Genomic DNA, 18,252 nt, shown 5'->3' on the forward strand with positions numbered 1-18,252 from the left:
CCGTTGTGCGGATCACGCCATAGGTCGTATAGAAGCAGTCGACATCTGTTTCTTTAAAAATTTGGCTATGCTCTCTCCTATCGCCACATCGCTCAGCATTGTCTTCGTCAGCCTGTTTTTCGGCACGGCCCTGCTCGTGGCATGGCGGCGTTTTGGAGTGCAATTCCACGCTGTTTTCTGGGCGTTGTCTTTCATGTTTTCAGCGGTCGGCCATGGCGTCCGGGTGTTTGGCGTCATCTGGCCGGATTATCAAAGCATGATGGCGATGCTTGCTTGTCAGGCTTCCATCGGCAGTTTCGCGCTTCTGGCAATCGGGTTCCGTTCCCGTGCCAATCTCGATCATCGTTTGATCTCTCTGCTATGGGCATTGTCTGCTGTCGCCATTGTGGTATTCTGGAGCGGGCAGCCATTCGAGTGGCGAATGGCGTCGCGGATGATGACGTCAGCGGCCGATGCGCTCTTCGTTGGAATGATCGTCTTCCTGCCTAGAAACCCAAAAGGTCTGTCATCACCGGTTCGCTTGGCTCTGGCATTCTTTGGGCTCTACATCCTGTCGGTCGGCATTGCGGCTTGGATGGCCAGACCGGATGGTGAAATAGCCGAGGCGTCTTTCATCATCGTCCTGTCGCTCGGCACGCCGACGGGCATGATGGCGACGGGGATCTTGACGCTTTTTATCCTGGCGGCGGATCTCGCGGGAGAGCTGCAGAAGCAAGCAAAGTACGACTACCTGTCCGATCTGCTCAACCGACGGGGCTTTGAGGAGCGGCTCGCTTCTCAGCGCTTGGCATCGAATGAAGCCGGCTTTATCGTCGCAACCGATCTCGACCGTTTCAAATCCATCAATGACAGGCTTGGTCATGCAGCCGGCGACGAGGTCATCCGTCGCTTTGCCCGCCATCTGCAGGCCGCGACAAGTGATAACGATCTTACCGGCAGAATGGGTGGTGAGGAGTTTGCGCTTTTCATTGCTTCCAGCGACGGGAGAGAGGCGCTCGAGCGCGTTGAGCGCCTGCGCATAGGCGTGTCCTCTCTCTACCCAGACATTGATCTAGAGGCCCCGGTGACGGCGAGCTTTGGTGTCGTGCGGCTGAAGCCAGAGGAAAGCTTTCATCAGGCTTATGCCCGCGCGGACGCAGCCCTCTACGCATCGAAAGGTGCAGGCAGAAACACGACGGTCGCGGATCTCGACGAAGCCGCCTGAGGCTCTCGCTATCCCGTAGCATGTTCGCGCCGTACTTTATCGCGTCAGCCTGATGTCCGCAGTGGTGACGGTGGGCCCATTGGCACCGTCCTTATCCGTCGTGCGCAGTCTCAAGCCGTCGCGCCCAAGCTTGCTGATGGTCATGCCCGCCACGCGGTCGCCATTGATGTCACGGTTCCAGCGGACAGTCAGGTTGATATTGTCGCCCCGACGGCTACCGCTGAGGGCAGATGGGCGCCCCGACGGGCCGACATAGTTTCCGCTGTATCGCGTGCCACGAGCAGTCAAGTCGGCGGAGATTGATCGGCGCACGACAACGAAGCCACGGCAGGTGCCGTTCATCTGTAGCGATGGTCCGGATGCTGTCGTCTGGAAGGTGCAGTTGACATTGACCGGGCGAGAGCCGATGCGCGTCGTGACCGTGCCGCTGCCTTTCCAGCTTCCACCAAGCGAGGATAGAAACGCAGTTTCGTCCGCCGCGGCGGGTGTGGAGATCATTGCAGCAAAGGCAAAAAGGCAGGCTGTCTTCAGTTTCATGGTGATCGCTCCCTATCGAGGAATGCGAACGGTAAAGACATCCATAGAGTTCCTAATTTAGATCGTTATGGTCCATAGCAACCAATAACGTTTTCGTGCGTTCTGGGCTCGCTTCATCTCCATCTGGAAACGCGCCGATGACATCCCTCACCTCTTCTGCCCCGGACCGAGCCTCTTTTGGCCGATCCAGGGGTATCAGCGACCGTGCATTATTCGCCCTCGCCGTGTTGAACTTCTTCCTGGCAGATGCGCGCGATGGGCTAGGCCCGTTCCTCGACGCGTTTCTGGCAACCAATGGCTGGTCGCCGATGCAGTTGGGAATCATTGCAACCGTTGGCGGCCTTGTTGGTCTTGCCGCAACACCACTTTGCGGTGCGCTGGTCGATGGAACCACCTGGAAGCGGGCGCTCATTGCCGGGCCGGTCATTCTCGTGACCGCGGGCGCGCTTTTGACATTGCTCTTCCCGACTGAGACCATCGTCTGGGGTGGTCAGATCATGACGGCGGTTGTCGGCGCGACTGTCGGTCCAGCGCTTGCTGGTTTGACGCTCGGCCTCGTTGGAGAGAAGCTGTTCTCCAAGCAAATCTCGCGCAACGAATTCTGGAACCATGGTGGCAATTTTGCCTCGTTGTTTGCCACTTATGTCGCCGTCTCCTATTTCGGCATTTCCGGCGTCATTGGCCTGATGGTCATTACCGCCATCGGAACGCTGATTGCCGTCACGGCAATCGACCCCAACCAGATCGACCACAAGGTGGCGCGTGGTCTAGGTCACGATGAGGGTGAGCCCGGGCCTTCCGGATTTGGCGTGTTGTGGCACGAGCGAGGGCTCATCCTGCTTGCCATCATTCTGCTGATCTTCCATTTCGGCAATGCCCCGATGGGTCGACTGATTGCTCAGGATTTTGCCGTCGAACTCAACTCGCCTTTCAAGACAACGGCGATCATCACGGGCGTTGCCCAGTTCGCCATGATCTTTGTAGCAGCGCTCGCCCCATGGCTGATCCGCCGCTTCGGGCTTTCTGCCGTGTTCCTGATCGCACTCGCGGCCCTACCCATACGCGGACTGCTGGCAGCGTCCTTCGAACAGTTCTGGGTCGTCTATCCAGTCCAGCTCCTGGATGGCATCGGTGCTGGCCTTCTTGGCATTGCGACGCCGGTTGCCGTGGAGCGAATTTTGAAGGGCACCGGACGCTTCAATGTCGGCCTGGCAAGCGTGATGACAGTTCAGGGTATCGGTGCGTCGCTCAGCAACGGTGTTGCCGGATGGCTGACGACTGAGGGCGGGTTTGCGCTCTCGCATCTGGTCGGCGGTGGTGTCGCGGCAATTGCCATTCTGCTCTTTATTTTTTACCGGCGAGACATCGTCCCCGATAATGACCCCGAGGACGCCTGAGTCCAGACAACGCTGAAGCCAAAAAAGGAGGCACGTGGCCTCCTTTTTCTCAAGATATCAAAACGGTATCAGCCGACAAAAGCACGCTCGATAACGAACTCAGCGGGCTTGTTATTGGCGCCTTCGGTCAGGCCGGCCTTTTCCAGAAGCTCTTTGGTGTCTTTCAACATGGCCGACGAGCCGCAGATCATTCCACGGTCAATCGCCGGATCGAGAGCTGGAACACCAAGGTCGGCGAACATCTTTCCATTTGCAATCAGATCGGTGATACGGCCCTTGAAGGGATATTCCTCACGCGTCACCGTCGCATAATGCTTGAGCTTGTCGCCGGCAATCTCGCTCAGGAACTCATGGTTCTTGATCTCTTCCACAAGGTCGAAGCCATATTTCAGTTCGGCGACATCGCGGCAGGTGTGGGTGAGGATCACTTCCTCGAATTTTTCGTAGGTCTCGGGATCACGAATGAGGCTTGCGAAAGGCGCAATGCCCGTGCCGGTCGAGAACATATAGAGGCGCTTGCCAGGGGTCAGTGCGTCAAGGACCAGCGTCCCTGTCGGCTTCTTCCGCATCAGCACGGTATCGCCGGGCTTGATCGCCTGCAGGTGGGAGGTGAGCGGCCCATCCGGCACCTTGATGGAGAAGAATTCAAGCTCTTCATCCCAGGCCGGGCTGGCGATCGAATAAGCGCGATAAATCGGCTTATCGCCAACCATCAGCCCGATCATGGCGAACTCTCCAGAGCGGAAGCGGAAGCCAGCCGGGCGCGTCATACGGAAGCGGAACAGGTGGTCGGTGTAATGCTCAACCGAAAGAACCGTTTCGGCGTAGACGCCGTCCGGGATCTTGACCGCAAATTCTTCCGTTTTGGCAGGAGCGTTCATTCTTCTTCCGTCCATTTCACAAAAAGCCAGACATTCTTCAGGCGGGGAGATACACCATCCGCACTGCATTTTGAAGGTACAGGAACGTCATTGGAGCTATGCAGGTAGAAATATGTATCAATAACTCATGTTTCGGCGCAAGACTTCAAACTGCAGCACGCCGCCGCCAGCTATAGGTCTCACCCTCCGCAGCAGGTTTCGCCGTCGGCTGGTAATAGACATCGATGCCCGGCAAACGGTTTTCCGACAGGCGACGGATCGCCGTCTCGTTCGTGACTGCGAAGCTGGTGAAACCGGTTCTCAGCATCAATGGCACCTGGTCGATCAATACGTCACCAACAGCCCGCAACTCGCCTTGGTAGTTCAAGCGCGTGCGCAGGAGCGACGCATGGCTGAAGCCTCGCCCGTCGTTAAAGGCGGGGAAGCTGACAGCAACAAGCGCGATGCGATCGATAAAGGGGGCCAGTTTCGTCACATCGTCCGCCGGCGTGATGAGAACGCCGAGCCCGACATCATTGCTCTCAGCTGCTCGCGTCAGAAAGGCATCGAGCGACAGGACCGCATTCTGCCCCTCGCCCGCCTTCACATCGTCGCTCTCGATAATCCAAGGATCGTTGTCAACGAAGCCTTGTTCGCTCCAGATTTTCGTCATTTCCATAGTCCTCAAGCAGCTTCTGCGGCTGCAGGATAAAGGGCATCTTTGAAAGGCTGCGGTCCAACCCGGCGGTAGGCTTCGAGGAAAGTCTCTTCCTTCGATAAGCGCAGGCCAAGATAGGTGTCGACAATCGTCTCCACCGCATCCGTCACCTTCTCCGGCTCGAAGCCACGACCGATGATTTCGCCGATCGACGAATTCTCATCACCCGAACCACCCAGCGTAATCTGGTAAAGTTCGGCACCTTTCTTCTCCACGCCCAGCAGGCCGATATGGCCAACATGGTGGTGACCACAGGCGTTGATGCAGCCGGAAATCTTGATCTTCAGCTCACCGATTTCAGCCTGACGCTCTGGAGAACCGAAACGTCTGGAGATTTTCTGCGAGACAGGGATGGAGCGCGCATTGGCGAGCGCGCAGTAGTCCAAGCCAGGACAGGCAATGATATCGGTGATGAGACCGGCATTGGCGGTTGCCAGACCTGCGCCCTGAAGCGCGCGGTAGACAGGCTCCAGATCGGCAAGTGCGACATGCGGCAGGATGATATTCTGCTCATGGCTGATGCGGATTTCATCGAAGGCATATTCTGCCGCGATATCTGCGACAACATCCATCTGCCCGTCGGATGCATCGCCCGGAATGCCGCCGATCGGCTTCAGCGAGATCGTCACCATGCCGTAGTCGGGGTGCTTGTGTGGCTGGACGTTTTGATCCACCCAGCGCGCGAAATCCGCGTCCGCCTTCTTCCAGCGCGCGAGGCTTTCCCAGCTTTCTGGACGGTCCTTCAACTGCGGCGGCGCGAAGTAAGTGGTGATCGCAGCGATATCCGCGTCGGGAAGTTTCAGCTCACCGTTCTTCAGGTGAACGAACTCCGTCTCGACCTGACGCGCCAGTTCTTCCGCACCTGTTTCATGCACGAGGATCTTGATGCGCGCCTTGTACTTGTTGTCGCGGCGACCATGAAGGTTGTACACGCGCATGATGGCGGTAGTGTAGGACAGAAGGTCCTCTTCGGGCAGGAAGTCGCGGATCTTCTTGGCGATCATAGGCGTTCTGCCCTGCCCGCCTCCGACATAAACCGCAAAGCCGATGTCGCCCTTGTCGTTCTTTTTGAGATGCAGACCGATATCGTGAACCTGAATGGCGGCGCGATCGCGCTCCGCGCCTGTTACGGCAATCTTGAACTTGCGTGGCAGGAAGGAGAATTCCGGATGCACCGACGACCATTGGCGCAAGATTTCCGCATAGGGGCGTGGGTCGGCGACTTCGTCTGCCGCAGCACCTGCAAAGTGGTCGGCGGTGACGTTGCGAATGCAATTTCCGGAGGTCTGTAGCGCGTGCATCTCGACGCTTGCCAGTTCTTCCAGGATAGCAGGCGTATCGGCAAGGCGCGGCCAGTTGTACTGGATGTTCTGACGGGTGGTGAAGTGGCCATAGCCACGATCGTACTTGCGGGCAATATGAGCCAGCATCCGCATCTGCTTCGAGTTTAGCGTTCCATAGGGGATTGCAACGCGCAGCATGTAGGCATGCAGCTGGAGATAAACGCCGTTCATCAGACGCAATGGCTTGAACGCATCTTCGGCCAGCTCACCGGACAGGCGGCGCTCCACCTGATCGCGAAACTGCTCCACGCGACCTTTTACGAAAGCGTGGTCGAACTCGTCATAACGGTACATGATCTTCCTCAGACTGCGATAAATGCTGCGTCAGCAGGCTTGTAGCCTGTGGCGTATTCGATGGTGGGGCCTGCCGCACGGATGCGTTCGCGCAGACGCGTCGGCCACAGGCGGCCGTCTTCTTCAGCCACGTCTATTATGTTGACGTCCACGACCTTGTTGGCGGAGAAATCTCGCTTGCCGATTTCTTCCAGCGACGCGACGGCTTCCGCATGACGCGCGACAAGCGAGGACTGCAGATCCTCGTTCCATTGTCCGTTCGCGTCGAGCCAGACAGCAATGCCATCGCTCAGACGATTGGCGGTCAGTACCTTATCAACCATTTGCATACTCCTGTCCGATCGGGGCGCTGAGCGGCGAAACCGCCAGCGCTTCGGACCTTTCGAAATTCGCACCGGCGACCGCGTCGCCGATGATTACCATGACCGGACCGGTCAACTCATCGCGGTACTCGAGATCCGGCAAATCCTTCAACGTGCCGTGCATCAGGCGGCGATAGCTGCGGCTGGCATTCTCGATGACGGCAACCGTCGTGTCGGCGTTCAGGCCCGCACTCATCAGTCTTGTCGCAACGGAGGCCGCGACGCTACGGCCCATATAGACGGCAATGGTCGCACCTGAGACCGCAAGACGCGCCCAGTCCGGCAGGATATCGCCTGCGAGATCATGGCCGGTGGTAAAGATCAGCGACGATGCGACGCCGCGCAGTGTCAAAGGCAACTCGAAGTCGGCCGCCGCGGCAAAGGCCGAGGTGATGCCAGGCACGATCTCATAGCCGATGCCCGCTTCGCGCAGTGCCGCCATTTCTTCGGCCGCGCGGCCATAGACCAGTGGATCGCCCGACTTCAGACGAACGACGCGCTTACCTTCCTGGCCGAGAGAAACCAACAGCTTGTTGATGTCTTCCTGTGACTTGGAATGACAGCCCTTGCGCTTGCCGACCGAGAGACGCTCGGCGTCCCTGCGACCCATATTGACGATCTCCTGCGGCACAAGCGCATCGTAGACGATGACATCCGCCTGCATCAGAACGCGCTGGGCACGCAGCGTCAGCAGATCTTCCGCTCCCGGCCCTGCACCCACCAGCCAGACATAGCCTTCCGGGCTTTCGGGCGAGAGAAGAAGCTTCTCCGCTGCGGCGTGAGCGGCATCGACATCGTTCAGTGCGACAGCATCTGCCACGCTGCCGGAGAAAAAGCGACGCCAGAAGTTACGGCGGAGCGCGCCTTTCGGAATGCTGGCTTCCGCAGCATCGCGATATTCCACCGCGAGGCGGGCTAGACGACCGAGCGAAGGCGCCAGCATCTGATCGATGCGCGCGCGAACGATCTGTCCCAGCACAGGTCCCGCACCTTCCGTGCAGATGGCGACGGCAAGAGGTGCGCGCGATACGAGGCCAGGCGTGTAGAAATCGCAGTAACCCGGCTGGTCGACGGCGTTGGCGGGAATGGACTTTGCGCGCGCCGCATCTACGATCTGACGGTCAAGCGCTTCATCGCCCGTGGCAGCAAAGACCAGCGTCATGCCCTCCACCTGATGTACGGCGAATGCTTCTGCGACCACCTTGATCTGCTCTTTGTCGAGGAAGGCCGCGTAGTCGGACTGTGGATCGTCGGAGAAGGCAACGATCAGCGCATTGGTATTTGAAAGAAGCCGCGCCTTGGCGTAAGCCTCATCGCCATTGCCGAAGACAGCAACGTGCTTGCCCTCAACCTTGAAGAAGGCGGGGAAGGTCGTCAGACGGTTTTCGGTGCGGGAAGCGGTTGTCTCAAACATGGTCGCAATATCGCCGATCGATTAAAAAGGTTGAAGGCACGAAAATTCCAACATCATAATGCCGTAGATTATTATTTCTCGGCAAGCGACGTTTTTGAGGAAAAGCAACCGTAGGGACCAAGCGGCCACACCGTGCCTAAAGGATGGTATTTTCTATCAAAATTCTATATTTCTCCGTTGTTTCTGGCTGAAATCAGCCAGGAACCTGACTGCCACAGAATAAGGGTGCATATCTTGACAGAGCAATCTTTGGCCTCCCGCCTTCTCGACGTGATCGAACATGACATTTTGCCCCTCACGAGCCGGGGTGTTGCGCTGGGGAACAAAGTCTTCGGGGCCGCTATTCTGCGCAAGTCCGATCTGTCGCTGGTGGTCGCCGAAACGAATAACGAGCTCGACAACCCATTGTGGCACGGCGAGGTTCACACCCTGAAGCGTTTCTATGAACTTGGCGAGAAGCCGGATACGAAAGACCTGATTTTCCTTTCCACGCATGAACCCTGCACTATGTGCATGTCAGCGATCACCTGGGCGGGCTTCGACAATTTCTACTCCTTCTTCAGCCATGAAGATTCCCGCGACGCTTTCGCCATTCCGCACGATCTGAAGATCCTGAAAGAAGTCTTCGGTCTGGAGCCCGGCGGCTATCGGCGCAGCAACGCGTTCTGGCACTCCTATTTCATAGCCGATTTGGTAGCAGCGGAGGACGACCCGTTGAAAACGAAGCTGCAGGAGCAGACGGCGCGGATCAAAACGGTCTATAACAACCTCTCCAACAGCTACCAGTCGGGCAAGTCCGACAACAATATCCCCTTGAACTGACAGTCCGGAAAGCATCGCCATGGAAGCCTCCACAGATATCTCCCGTCTCATCGAGATCATGGAGGCGTTGCGAGCGCCTGAGACAGGATGTCCTTGGGATATCGTCCAGACATTCGAGACGATCAAACCCTATACGATCGAGGAAGCCTACGAGGTGGCGGATGCGATTGAGCGCAACGACATGGATGATCTTTGCGAAGAGCTTGGAGATCTCCTGCTGCAGGTCGTCTTCCATTCGCGCATTGCCGAGGAGATGGGAGCATTCTCGTTTGGCGATGTCGTCCACGCCGTGACCTCGAAGATGATCCGCCGTCATCCGCATGTCTTTGCTGTTTCTGACGCCGACACCCCGGAATCGGTAAAGCTGCAATGGGATCAGATCAAGGCTGCCGAAAAGCGGGAGCGGCTCGAAAGACGCGCCTTGCGCGGCGTCAGCGAAGATCCGAAGGCAGGTTTTCTGGGCTCGGTTCAGCGCAGCCAGCCGGCGCTGACCGAGGCGCTAAAGCTTCAGGAACAGGCGGCGCGCGTGGGTTTCGACTGGTCTGCGGCAGAGCCGATCCTCGACAAGATCGAAGAAGAGATCGGGGAACTGAGACAGGCGCTTGCCGAAGGCCAGTCCGAGAGTATCAGTGATGAGTTGGGCGACCTGATCTTCGCCATGGTCAATATCGGCCGCCATGTCAAAGTCGATGCCGAAAACGCGCTTCGTGGCACCAACACCAAGTTTCGCCGCCGGTTTCGTCACATTGAAACCTCGCTTGCCGCCTCCGGGGAAACGCTTGAGGCAGCAAGCCTTGAGCGAATGGAGGAGTTGTGGCAGGCGGCGAAAGCGATCGAGCGACAGCTCGGATGATCGTCGGACTGGCGCGTCAGGTGTCGTTGTTTCTCCGCATAAACTGCTCGTTGACGAAGTCTTCGGCGCGATAGAGCGTCAAACAGTTACGGCCGGCGGCCTTCGATGCGTAAAGCGCCATGTCTGCCTTCTTGAGAAGCGACATTGCGGTGCTTGTCTTCTCATCGCCCACCGCGATGCCCATGCTTAACGTCGCCGTCACGGTTTGATCGTCCATCACGTGCGTGATCGAGCTTACGACCTTCTGGAGCGAGTCAGCAAACGCCAGCGCCTCTTCCTTGCCAATATCCGGCTGATAAAGGATGAACTCCTCACCGCCAAAGCGGGCAAAGCTGTCCACCGGGCGGATACGGGTGAAGAGTTCTCTTGCCACGCGCGCCAGAATCTCATCGCCGGCGAGATGGCCGAATGTATCATTGATCCGCTTGAAGTGGTCGATGTCGATCATCACGATGGCATCGCCATAGCGAATGGTCTCTGGAAGCCGCGAACGGAAAGAGTGCCGGTTCGGCACGCCCGTCAGAACGTCAAGCCCGACCAGACCTCTCAGCCGCTCTTCGGTTCGTTCTTTCACGAGTGCCATGACGAAGAACGCAATGGCGAAATGGCAAATGATGGAGGCGAAAAATGCGTTTCTTGCAATGTTCATCGCTTTCAGAGGAAAGGCGATCCCGACCGCTACGAGCAGTGTAAGAACAGCGGCGATGAGGATCGACATCGCCAGGGGCTTTCTAACGGGGAGCGGCTCTGTAAGGTTGTCGGCACGAACCGTAAGTGCAGAGGCGAAAAGCAAGGCTGCGGCCGTAGTCTGGAACGCGATCGTTCTGCTACGTGGCAAATCATAGAGGCCTGCGGCGATTATCAACAGGCAGATGACGACCGGCAGAACCAGAACCAGCCATTCGCGATTTCTTTTCCTCTGTCTGCTGATGCGGCACATGCCAAGCCAGAAGACGGCATATCCGACAAGGCCTGCAAGCATTCCCGCCATTGCGAAAACATAAGCGCGCGCCTGCAAAAGCGATCCAGCCCCAACAAGGATCGACGCCAGCGCAACAAGAAAGAAGCCCACCGCCAAAAGGCCAAGACCAACGCTTTCGCGGGATTGAGAGCGAACGTAGATGAAGCAGAGACCAGCAACGACAAATGAAAGCTTGTGGAGAATGAGGACAGTTGGAAGATCTAATTCCGGCAACATCAATATCCGCTCACATCATATTCGCCACGCGACTATCAGCTAATGGACATTCCCAACCTTAAGGCCTCGCAAAACGCGACCGTGGCTGAGGACATAGTTGATATGCGATGCTGCTATCGATTCTAAAACGTGCCGCGATCTTTCATGTTCACGTCCACGCTTCAAGTTGTTGTTTCGCCCTGCTCCCCCATCGCATATTGGCGTCACACTTTGTTGGAACGGTTTCAGCGAATATCGCCGTCACCGCTCCCAGTCTTCCGATTGCGTCTTGGCACCGAGACCGAGCTTCCGCTCAAGGGCTGCCCCCTGCTCTCCCGAAAGCCGAATGTCGAGCGCAACCGAACCGTCTTCGCGGTCTTCGCGGCCATCGACGATGGCATTGTCGTAAACCCATGAGAGCAGCTGCAGCTGATCGACGCTCAACACGATTGTGGTTTCCGTCAGGACGCCCGACAGACGAACAGAAACATCGTCCATCAATGCATCGACACCCTCGCCTGTCAGTGCAGAGACAGCGCGGACATTCGCCCTTCCCTCGGCCTTCTGCATGATGGCGTCATGGGCTTCCGGCTCCAGCCGGTCCACCTTATTCCAGACCTCGATGATCCGTTCCTCGGCAACCTTTTCGTCAATGCCAAGATCGCCAAGAATGCGCATGACGTCACCTGCCTGTGCGGCGTTATCGGGATCCGACATATCGCGCACATGCAAAACGAGATCGGCTTCCAGCACCTCTTCCAGTGTCGCGCGGAAGGCGGCGACCAGGTGGGTCGGCAGATCGGAGATGAAACCGACCGTGTCAGAGAGGATAACCGTGCGCCCATGCGGCAGCTTCATACGGCGAAGCGTGGGATCGAGCGTGGCAAACAGCATGTCTTCTGCCAGCACGCCCGCACCGGTAATCCGGTTAAACAGCGTCGATTTACCGGCGTTGGTGTAGCCAACCAGCGCTACGATCGGATGGGGCACCTTACGGCGTTTGGCGCGGTGGAGTTGGCGGGTCCGCACCACCTGCTCCAGTTCACGCTCGAGACGCACGATACGGTCTTGGAGAAGACGTCTATCCGCTTCGATCTGCGTTTCACCCGGACCACCCATGAAGCCCGCACCACCGCGCTGACGCTCAAGGTGGGTCCAGCTTCTGACGAGGCGGCCTTTCTGGTAATTGAGATGGGCAAGATCGACCTGCAGTGTGCCTTCCTTTGTGGAGGCACGGCGTCCGAAGATCTCAAGGATAAGACCGGTCCGGTCGATGACCTTGGAGTTCCACTGCTTTTCAAGATTGCGTTGCTGAACCGGCGTCAAAGGGTGATCGACGATCACGAGACCCGCATCCGTTTCATCAAGCAGATGACCGATCTCTTCGATCTTACCAGTGCCGAATAGGGTCGCTGGACGCGGCTGGCTGACGGGGACGATCAGGCCTTGTGTGACGGTGAGGTCAATGGCGAGAGCCAGACCTTTGGCTTCTTCGAGCTTGGCCTCCATCGACCGCAGAGGCGCTGTCGCTGTCGCCTCGCGATGGTCACGCTGCTGCTTCAGCTGCGGGACGAGGACGACCGCGCGCATGTCGTCGCGCCGCTTTTCGAGCTCGGGAATGATGGATTCGTTCGACGTATCGCGTGTAGAAATGTGCTGGCCCTTTCAATTGCTGGTGCCAGTTTAAAATATAGGCAGCTACACGACAAAAACAACGGAGCTCGATCGTGAGTTCCGTTGTCGATCGCTGCAGGACCGGGAGATTGGGTCTGTCTCAGAAGCGGTGAATCAGGCCGCGCCTTCTTCGGTCTCGAACATCTGCATGGGCTGGCCAGGCATGATGGTAGAGATCGCATGCTTGTAGACGAGCTGCGAATGTCCATCGCGGCGCAGAAGCACGCAGAAGTTGTCGAAAGACGTGACGACACCGGTCAGCTTAACGCCGTTGATGAGGAAAATCGTCAACGAAATCTTCTGCTTACGAACGGTGTTTAGAAAGAGATCCTGTAGGTTTTGAGAACGTTCCGCCATGGCGCCGCTTCTTTCTTTTTTGCCCGGATGGGAGACCGGGAAATCAAACTATCAATAATGCAATCCCGCTGGCCGTGCCCCCTGCCAATGGGTGAAACTCTGGTATCAAATCACGCTCTGTTCCGCAATGTCGAAAAACTCATGCTACTTTTTGGCGGCCTGCCGACATAGTGCGTTTGTCGATAAATTAGAAATATTGCAACGACACCCTGAAAAGTTGTTCCACATCGCGCACGGAATCTGCCGACGCGAAGAGAATGACCCGGTCCTTCGCCTTGATCTTCATATTGCCATCCGGGCGCAAAACGGTCTTGTCGCGATAGACCGCGCCGATGCGGATCCCCTCGGGAAGATCGATTTCGCGAAGCGCTTGGCCGACGAGCGGAGAGGTCTCCAGCGCTTCCGCCTCGATGATTTCGCCATTGCCGCGCTGCACCGCATAGACGGAGCGAATGCGGCCCTTGCGCACATGCTGCAACACGCGTGAAATCGTCACGGCCCGCGGGTTGATATAGGCGTCCAGTGCCAGCGATTTTGCCGCATCGTGGAAGGACGTGGCATTTAGCAAAGCTAGGTTCGACTTGCAGCCCATCTGCTTTGCCATCACCGCGCCCAGAATATTGGTCTGATCGTTGTTGGTCAGCGTCACAATCAGGTCAGCGTCCTGGATGTCGGCCTGGTGAAGAATTTTCTGGTCGAGAACCGACCCGTGCAGCACGATCGTGGAATTCAGGTTCTCCGAGGCCGCAATCGCCTTGTCGCGATCGAACTCGATGATCTTGACCCGGGTCTTCGGCTGCAATTCCTCGATGGAACGCGCGACATACTGGCCGATATTGCCGCCGCCGGCGATCACGATACGGCTCGCCTCTTTCTCCACGTGGCCGAAAAGTCCAAGCGTGCGGCGGGCGTGCTGGCGTTGACAGATGACATAGGCAAGGTCGCCGGTCCGCAATTGTTCGGAGGAATCGACCGACTTCAGGTGACCGTTGCGGAAAACACCGACCACAGTCGCCACCAGATCAGGAAAGAGCTGGCTCAACTGCTGCAGCGGCGTGTTGACGACCGGGCAGTCCTCCATGCACTCGATCGCCAGCATCGAGACATTGTCATCGGCAAAGCGCACCACATCGGTAGCGCCCGGGAATGCAATGCGACGAAGCACCATCTTGCCGACCTCGATCTCTGGAGAGATCGTCACATCGATCGACATGTTCTCGCGGCTGAACAGGTCACCATATTCGGGCGCCAGATAGCTTTGATCGCGGATGCGGGCAATCTTGGTGGGCACGCTGAACAGGGCATGCGCCACCTCGCAGGCAACGATGTTGATCTCGTCATAGAGCGTGACGGCAATGATCATGTCGGCCTGATCGGCACCAGCCTTTGCCAGCACGTCCGGGTGCGAGCCGTGGCCGACATAGCCGCGCACGTCGAGCGTTTCGGTGATCGCCGAAATCAGGGCTGCTGAGGTATCGATGACCGAAACCTCATTGTCTTCGCGCGACAGCTGTTCGGCAATGCCGTAACCCACCTGCCCCGCGCCACAAATGATAACCCTCATGCGCCCTCTCCGAGCCTATTTCTAAACCCTGCCGAGCACATGCCCATCAGACGCCGAGAGATTTGAGCTTGCGGTGGAGCGCGGAGCGTTCCATGCCGACGAATTCAGCCGTGCGGGAGATATTGCCGCCGAAGCGGTTGATCTGTGCCACGAGATAATCGCGCTCGAACATTTCGCGCGCCTCGCGAAGCGGAAGTGTCATGATGTGTTGATCGCCCTGTGCGGCAATCTTCGGCAGCATGTCGCCAATATCGGAGGGCAGCATGTCGGCGGTAATGGACGTGTCGCCGCCTTCCGGACGGGTCAGGATCATCAAGCGTTCGATGTTGTTGCGAAGCTGGCGGATGTTGCCCGGCCAATCATGCGTCTGCAGCACGGCCATGGCGTCATCGCCGATCTTGCGCGGACGAATGCCAGCCTGTTCCGAAATCTGGCGGATGAACATGTCTACCAAGAAGGGAATATCCTCTCGGCGCTCGGACAGTGCGGGAACCTTGACCGGGACAACGGCGAGACGGTGGTAGAGATCCTCGCGAAACAGCCCCTCGGAAATCAGGTTCTCAAGATTGAGCGCCGTGGAGGAGATGATGCGGACATCGACCTTGACCCGCTTGCCGCCGCCCACACGCTCGAACTGCTGGTCGACAAGCACGCGCAGGATCTTGTTCTGCGTCTCGCGCGGCATTTCGCCGACTTCATCGAGATAAAGAACGCCGCGATGCGCCTCTTCCAGCGCACCGACCTTGCGTGGTTGCCCCGGTAGCCCCTCGGTGCCGAAAAGCGCGATCTCCATGCGTTCCGGTGTAATCGTAGCCGCATTCAGCGCAACGAAAGGCCCGGTAGCGCGCGACGACTTCTTGTGAATCATACGCGCCACAAGCTCCTTGCCGGAGCCGGAGGGGCCAAGGATCATGATGCGGCTGTTGGTCGGTGCTACGCGATCAATCGTCTGACGAAGCTGCGAAACGGCGAGAGACGCGCCGATGAGCTCAACAGCATCGCCAGTCCGCTTCTTCAGCTCCTGAACCTCGCGCTTCAGCTTAGAGTTTTCCAGCGCACGTTCGGCAATCAGAATGAGACGGTCGGCCTTGAACGGCTTTTCGATGAAGTCGAAGGCGCCGCGCTTGATGGCATTGACCGCGGTCTCGATGTTGCCGTGACCGGAAATCATCACGACCGGCAAGTCAGGGTGACGGTTCTTGATTTCATCGAGAAGCGCCAGACCATCCAGCTTGCTTCCCTGCATCCAGATATCGAGAAAGATCAGCCGCGGCACGCGCTCCGAAATGGCAGCGAGCGCGCTGTCGCTGTCATGCGCCATGCGGGTTTCGTGACCCTCATCAGACAGAATGCCCGCAACGATCTCACGGATGTCGGCCTCGTCGTCGACGACCAGAATATCAGATGCCATATGCAACTTCCTTGTCAGTTTCGCTGCCGACGACCTCAACACGCGGTAGCAGCACCCTGATCATGGCACCGTGGCCATGATCGAAATCGGCGGGTGCATCATGCAACTCGAGATGACCGCCGTGTTCTTCAATGATCTTCTTGACGATGGCGAGACCAAGCCCAGTGCCCTTATCTCGCATCGTCATGTAGGGCTCGAGGATGCGGTGACGGTTTTCGACCGGCAGACCTCTGCCATTGTCGATGACATCCACCACGAACCGGTTGTTTGATTCGTCAAAATCCGCACGGACCAGGATACGGCCCTCGCGACCTTCGGCAGGATCGACCGACTCGATTGCCTCCGTGGCGTTCTTGATAAGGTTACCGAATGCCTGGCCGAGCATGCGGGCATCGAACATGCCTTCCAGCGGCCTATCGCCAAGCTCGGTTTTGAAGCTCACATGGCTTGCACCCATCTCTCTGAGGAAGGTGGCATCTTTGAGGACGGTGCGCAGGTCGGAGCGCTCCTTGGTCGGCTTCGGCATGCGGGCGAAGGCGGAAAACTCATCCACCATACGGCCAATATCGCCGACCTGACGAACGATGGTGTCAGTACACTGATCGAAAACCGCGCGATCGCTGTCATCGATCTGCTTGCCGAAGCGGCGCTTGAGGCGCTCTGCCGAGAGCTGGATCGGCGTCAGAGGGTTCTTGATCTCGTGCGCAATACGTCGTGCCACATCCGACCAGGCGGTCGAGCGCTGGGCAATGACGAGATCGGTGATATCGTCCAAAGTGATGACATGGGACTCGCGGCCATCGCGGGCATCCTCACGCGTGACCTGAACGCTCAAGGTGCGCTCCTTGCCGCGACGCATGATGTTGATCTGCTGACGAAAATCTGCGCGACCGGATGCCGACGCTTCCGCCAGCACATGCTCGATCTCGGGTGCTGCCACGGAGAGCGGCGAACCGACGAGTTCGGAGGAAGGAAGAGCGAGAAACTCTTCTGCCGACGGATTGACGATGGTGATCACTCGGCTCTCATCGACGCCGATGACGGCGGCCGTGACGCCGGAGAGCACCGCTTCGATAAAGCGACGGCGATCATCGATATCGTCCTTCGCCTCGATGATCTCTTCCTGCTGGCTGCGGATTTCCGAAATCATCTTGTTAAAGGTTCGCGACAGACGACCGACGTCGCCATCGATGGCGCGCACCGGTACCAGCACATGCAGGTTGCCGGTTGCGACACTGTCGGCGGCGCTGATCAGAAGACGGATCGGGCGAACGATACGGTCGGCGACCGCGATCGCCGTCCAGATTGCGGCGAGAAGCACGATCAGCGCAAAGCCGAGATAGAGAATGGCAAAGGCGATCTGAAGCGGCGCACGACCGGATTCCATTGCCTTGTATTCCGCGCGGTTCTCCTCCATCAGCCGCATGGCCGACATGACCTTGGGATCGACGGCGCGCACCGTATAGAGGAACGTTCCGCCGATGCCCTCCAGCTTGATGATGGCGCCCACAAGGTTGGTCACACCTGGGGGAATGAGCGTTGGCTGGCCTGCTGCGGCCTTTTCAAGTGCATCTGCCGGGATTGCCGGTAGAGGGCGTTCCGTGGCGATATCGGCCTGCACGACCGCGTCACCATCCGCCTGGACGAGGAAGGCGCCAAGCATGCCACGACCTTTGGCCTGGCGCGTCATCAGATCGACGAATCCAGTGCGGTCGAGATAGAAGAGCGCGCGGTTGCGGTCGAGGTCGGTCGCCATGGAGAGCGTCTGACCCTGCAAATAACCGGCATTTTCCAGCATATAGGCCTGGGCGATATTGCTGGAGGAATCAACGATCGCCTGGGTACGCAGTGCGAACCAGCGGTCCAGTCCGACATTCAGCGTCAAACTGGCAAAAATCGCCACGAGAACAGCCGGCGTGATCGCGACGATCGAAAACAGCACGACAATGCGCACATGCAGGCGAGCCGCAGCCCTTCCCTTGCGGCGTGCCTTCAACAGCCGGCTGATTTCCCGGCCGATGAGATACATCAAGCCGATGACGAAGATGGAATTGATGACCACCGAAGCGATGACGACGTTGGAGGTCGGCGCGATCGGCGTCAGCCCCAGCAGCACGATCAGCGTGACGATGGCGCAGATCAGCGCTACGCCGGCGAGAACGAGACCTGGCAGCGCAAACGACATGCGGCGGTCGGCAATCAACATGCCCGCCGCTTGCTCGTCGGCTTTTCCTTCGACGACAGGTTTACGCATCGATCATCATT

At 58.0% G+C, this 18,252-nt stretch carries 16 protein-coding genes; 4 read left to right on the plus strand and 12 right to left on the minus strand.

Features of this window, described 5'->3' with window-relative positions; all coding sequences use genetic code 11:
* Positions 1-67 precede the first annotated feature (67 nt).
* Entirely contained in the window at positions 68-1,204 is a 1,137-nt protein-coding gene (locus tag ACTJK5_RS05330) for a GGDEF domain-containing protein (protein ID WP_113260615.1), read from the plus strand.
* A gap of 36 nt (positions 1,205-1,240) precedes the next feature.
* Here the strand turns inward: ACTJK5_RS05330 and ACTJK5_RS05335 are convergent, their stop codons facing one another.
* A complete protein-coding gene (locus ACTJK5_RS05335) occupies positions 1,241-1,741 on the minus strand; it encodes a hypothetical protein (protein ID WP_112519090.1) in 501 nt (166 codons plus the stop codon).
* Positions 1,742-1,878: 137 nt separating this feature from the next.
* Between ACTJK5_RS05335 and ACTJK5_RS05340 the strand changes: the two genes are divergently transcribed.
* Positions 1,879-3,138, plus strand: coding sequence for an MFS transporter (locus ACTJK5_RS05340; RefSeq protein WP_113260616.1), 1,260 nt, complete (start codon positions 1,879-1,881; stop codon positions 3,136-3,138).
* A 68-nt stretch (positions 3,139-3,206) separates the two neighbouring features.
* On the opposite strand, the gene ACTJK5_RS05345 is transcribed toward ACTJK5_RS05340, so the two are convergent.
* The 5 genes from ACTJK5_RS05345 to cysG form a co-directional block, all read right to left on the minus strand.
* Positions 3,207-4,019: a ferredoxin--NADP reductase gene (locus ACTJK5_RS05345; RefSeq protein WP_062425338.1), complete on the minus strand. Its 813-nt coding sequence runs from the start codon at positions 4,017-4,019 to the stop codon at positions 3,207-3,209.
* Between the two features lie 145 nt (positions 4,020-4,164).
* On the minus strand, positions 4,165-4,671 hold the full coding sequence (locus ACTJK5_RS05350) for a DUF934 domain-containing protein (protein WP_335322566.1): 507 nt from the start codon (positions 4,669-4,671) through the stop codon (positions 4,165-4,167).
* An 11-nt stretch (positions 4,672-4,682) separates the two neighbouring features.
* Positions 4,683-6,353 carry a nitrite/sulfite reductase gene (locus ACTJK5_RS05355; RefSeq protein ID WP_335322567.1) on the minus strand — a complete coding sequence of 557 codons (1,671 nt, stop codon included), beginning with the start codon at positions 6,351-6,353 and terminating at the stop codon, positions 4,683-4,685.
* Positions 6,354-6,361: 8 nt separating this feature from the next.
* Positions 6,362-6,676 (minus strand): DUF2849 domain-containing protein, encoded by a 315-nt coding sequence (locus ACTJK5_RS05360; RefSeq protein WP_062437505.1) that lies wholly within the window; start codon positions 6,674-6,676, stop codon positions 6,362-6,364.
* Entirely contained in the window at positions 6,669-8,129 is a 1,461-nt protein-coding gene (cysG, locus tag ACTJK5_RS05365; protein WP_335322568.1) for a siroheme synthase CysG, read from the minus strand. The genes ACTJK5_RS05360 and cysG overlap by 8 nt, the downstream gene beginning before the upstream one ends.
* Before the next feature lie 234 nt (positions 8,130-8,363).
* Between cysG and ACTJK5_RS05370 the strand changes: the two genes are divergently transcribed.
* Together ACTJK5_RS05370 and mazG are read left to right on the plus strand one after the other, a co-directional pair.
* Positions 8,364-8,951, plus strand: a complete 588-nt coding sequence (locus ACTJK5_RS05370; RefSeq protein WP_313592107.1) for a nucleoside deaminase — start codon at positions 8,364-8,366, stop codon at positions 8,949-8,951.
* 19 nt (positions 8,952-8,970) lie between these two features.
* Positions 8,971-9,804: a nucleoside triphosphate pyrophosphohydrolase gene (gene mazG, locus ACTJK5_RS05375; protein ID WP_313592108.1), complete on the plus strand. Its 834-nt coding sequence runs from the start codon at positions 8,971-8,973 to the stop codon at positions 9,802-9,804.
* Positions 9,805-9,820: 16 nt separating this feature from the next.
* Here the strand turns inward: mazG and ACTJK5_RS05380 are convergent, their stop codons facing one another.
* The 6 genes from ACTJK5_RS05380 to ACTJK5_RS05405 all read right to left on the minus strand — a co-directional run bounded on the left by ACTJK5_RS05380 (position 9,821) and on the right by ACTJK5_RS05405 (position 18,241).
* Positions 9,821-11,002, minus strand: a complete 1,182-nt coding sequence (locus ACTJK5_RS05380; protein WP_313592109.1) for a GGDEF domain-containing protein — start codon at positions 11,000-11,002, stop codon at positions 9,821-9,823.
* Between the two features lie 240 nt (positions 11,003-11,242).
* A complete protein-coding gene (hflX, locus tag ACTJK5_RS05385; protein WP_062425343.1) occupies positions 11,243-12,571 on the minus strand; it encodes a GTPase HflX in 1,329 nt (442 codons plus the stop codon).
* A 198-nt stretch (positions 12,572-12,769) separates the two neighbouring features.
* Entirely contained in the window at positions 12,770-13,012 is a 243-nt protein-coding gene (hfq, locus tag ACTJK5_RS05390) for an RNA chaperone Hfq (RefSeq protein ID WP_027673217.1), read from the minus strand.
* Between the two features lie 187 nt (positions 13,013-13,199).
* The gene (gene trkA, locus ACTJK5_RS05395; RefSeq protein ID WP_062425344.1) at positions 13,200-14,576 is read right to left on the minus strand and encodes a Trk system potassium transporter TrkA; all 1,377 of its coding nucleotides are present in this window, start codon (positions 14,574-14,576) and stop codon (positions 13,200-13,202) included.
* Between the two features lie 46 nt (positions 14,577-14,622).
* The gene (gene ntrX, locus ACTJK5_RS05400) at positions 14,623-15,987 is read right to left on the minus strand and encodes a nitrogen assimilation response regulator NtrX (RefSeq protein ID WP_062425345.1); all 1,365 of its coding nucleotides are present in this window, start codon (positions 15,985-15,987) and stop codon (positions 14,623-14,625) included.
* On the minus strand, positions 15,977-18,241 hold the full coding sequence (locus ACTJK5_RS05405; protein WP_112358361.1) for a sensor histidine kinase NtrY-like: 2,265 nt from the start codon (positions 18,239-18,241) through the stop codon (positions 15,977-15,979). The genes ntrX and ACTJK5_RS05405 overlap by 11 nt, the downstream gene beginning before the upstream one ends.
* Positions 18,242-18,252: the final 11 nt, after the last annotated feature.

The organism is Agrobacterium sp. 22094 (assembly GCF_052046015.1).
Lineage (GTDB): Bacteria > Pseudomonadota > Alphaproteobacteria > Rhizobiales > Rhizobiaceae > Agrobacterium > Agrobacterium cavarae.

Bases quoted from the DNA above. Each gene is read 5' to 3' on its own strand.
- ACTJK5_RS05355 (WP_335322567.1), bottom strand. From the start codon at position 6,353: ATGTACCGTTATGACGAGTTCGACCACGCTTTCGTAAAAGGTCGCGTG.
- mazG (WP_313592108.1), top strand. From the start codon at position 8,971: ATGGAAGCCTCCACAGATATCTCCCGTCTCATCGAGATCATGGAGGCG.
- hfq (WP_027673217.1), bottom strand. From the start codon at position 13,012: ATGGCGGAACGTTCTCAAAACCTACAGGATCTCTTTCTAAACACCGTT.
- hflX (WP_062425343.1), bottom strand. From the start codon at position 12,571: ATGCGCGCGGTCGTCCTCGTCCCGCAGCTGAAGCAGCAGCGTGACCAT.
- ACTJK5_RS05350 (WP_335322566.1), bottom strand. From the start codon at position 4,671: ATGACGAAAATCTGGAGCGAACAAGGCTTCGTTGACAACGATCCTTGG.
- ntrX (WP_062425345.1), bottom strand. From the start codon at position 15,987: ATGGCATCTGATATTCTGGTCGTCGACGACGAGGCCGACATCCGTGAG.
- cysG (WP_335322568.1), bottom strand. From the start codon at position 8,129: ATGTTTGAGACAACCGCTTCCCGCACCGAAAACCGTCTGACGACCTTC.
- trkA (WP_062425344.1), bottom strand. From the start codon at position 14,576: ATGAGGGTTATCATTTGTGGCGCGGGGCAGGTGGGTTACGGCATTGCC.
- ACTJK5_RS05335 (WP_112519090.1), bottom strand. From the start codon at position 1,741: ATGAAACTGAAGACAGCCTGCCTTTTTGCCTTTGCTGCAATGATCTCC.
- ACTJK5_RS05360 (WP_062437505.1), bottom strand. From the start codon at position 6,676: ATGGTTGATAAGGTACTGACCGCCAATCGTCTGAGCGATGGCATTGCT.
- ACTJK5_RS05330 (WP_113260615.1), top strand. From the start codon at position 68: ATGCTCTCTCCTATCGCCACATCGCTCAGCATTGTCTTCGTCAGCCTG.
- ACTJK5_RS05405 (WP_112358361.1), bottom strand. From the start codon at position 18,241: ATGCGTAAACCTGTCGTCGAAGGAAAAGCCGACGAGCAAGCGGCGGGC.
- ACTJK5_RS05380 (WP_313592109.1), bottom strand. From the start codon at position 11,002: ATGTTGCCGGAATTAGATCTTCCAACTGTCCTCATTCTCCACAAGCTT.
- ACTJK5_RS05340 (WP_113260616.1), top strand. From the start codon at position 1,879: ATGACATCCCTCACCTCTTCTGCCCCGGACCGAGCCTCTTTTGGCCGA.
- ACTJK5_RS05345 (WP_062425338.1), bottom strand. From the start codon at position 4,019: ATGAACGCTCCTGCCAAAACGGAAGAATTTGCGGTCAAGATCCCGGAC.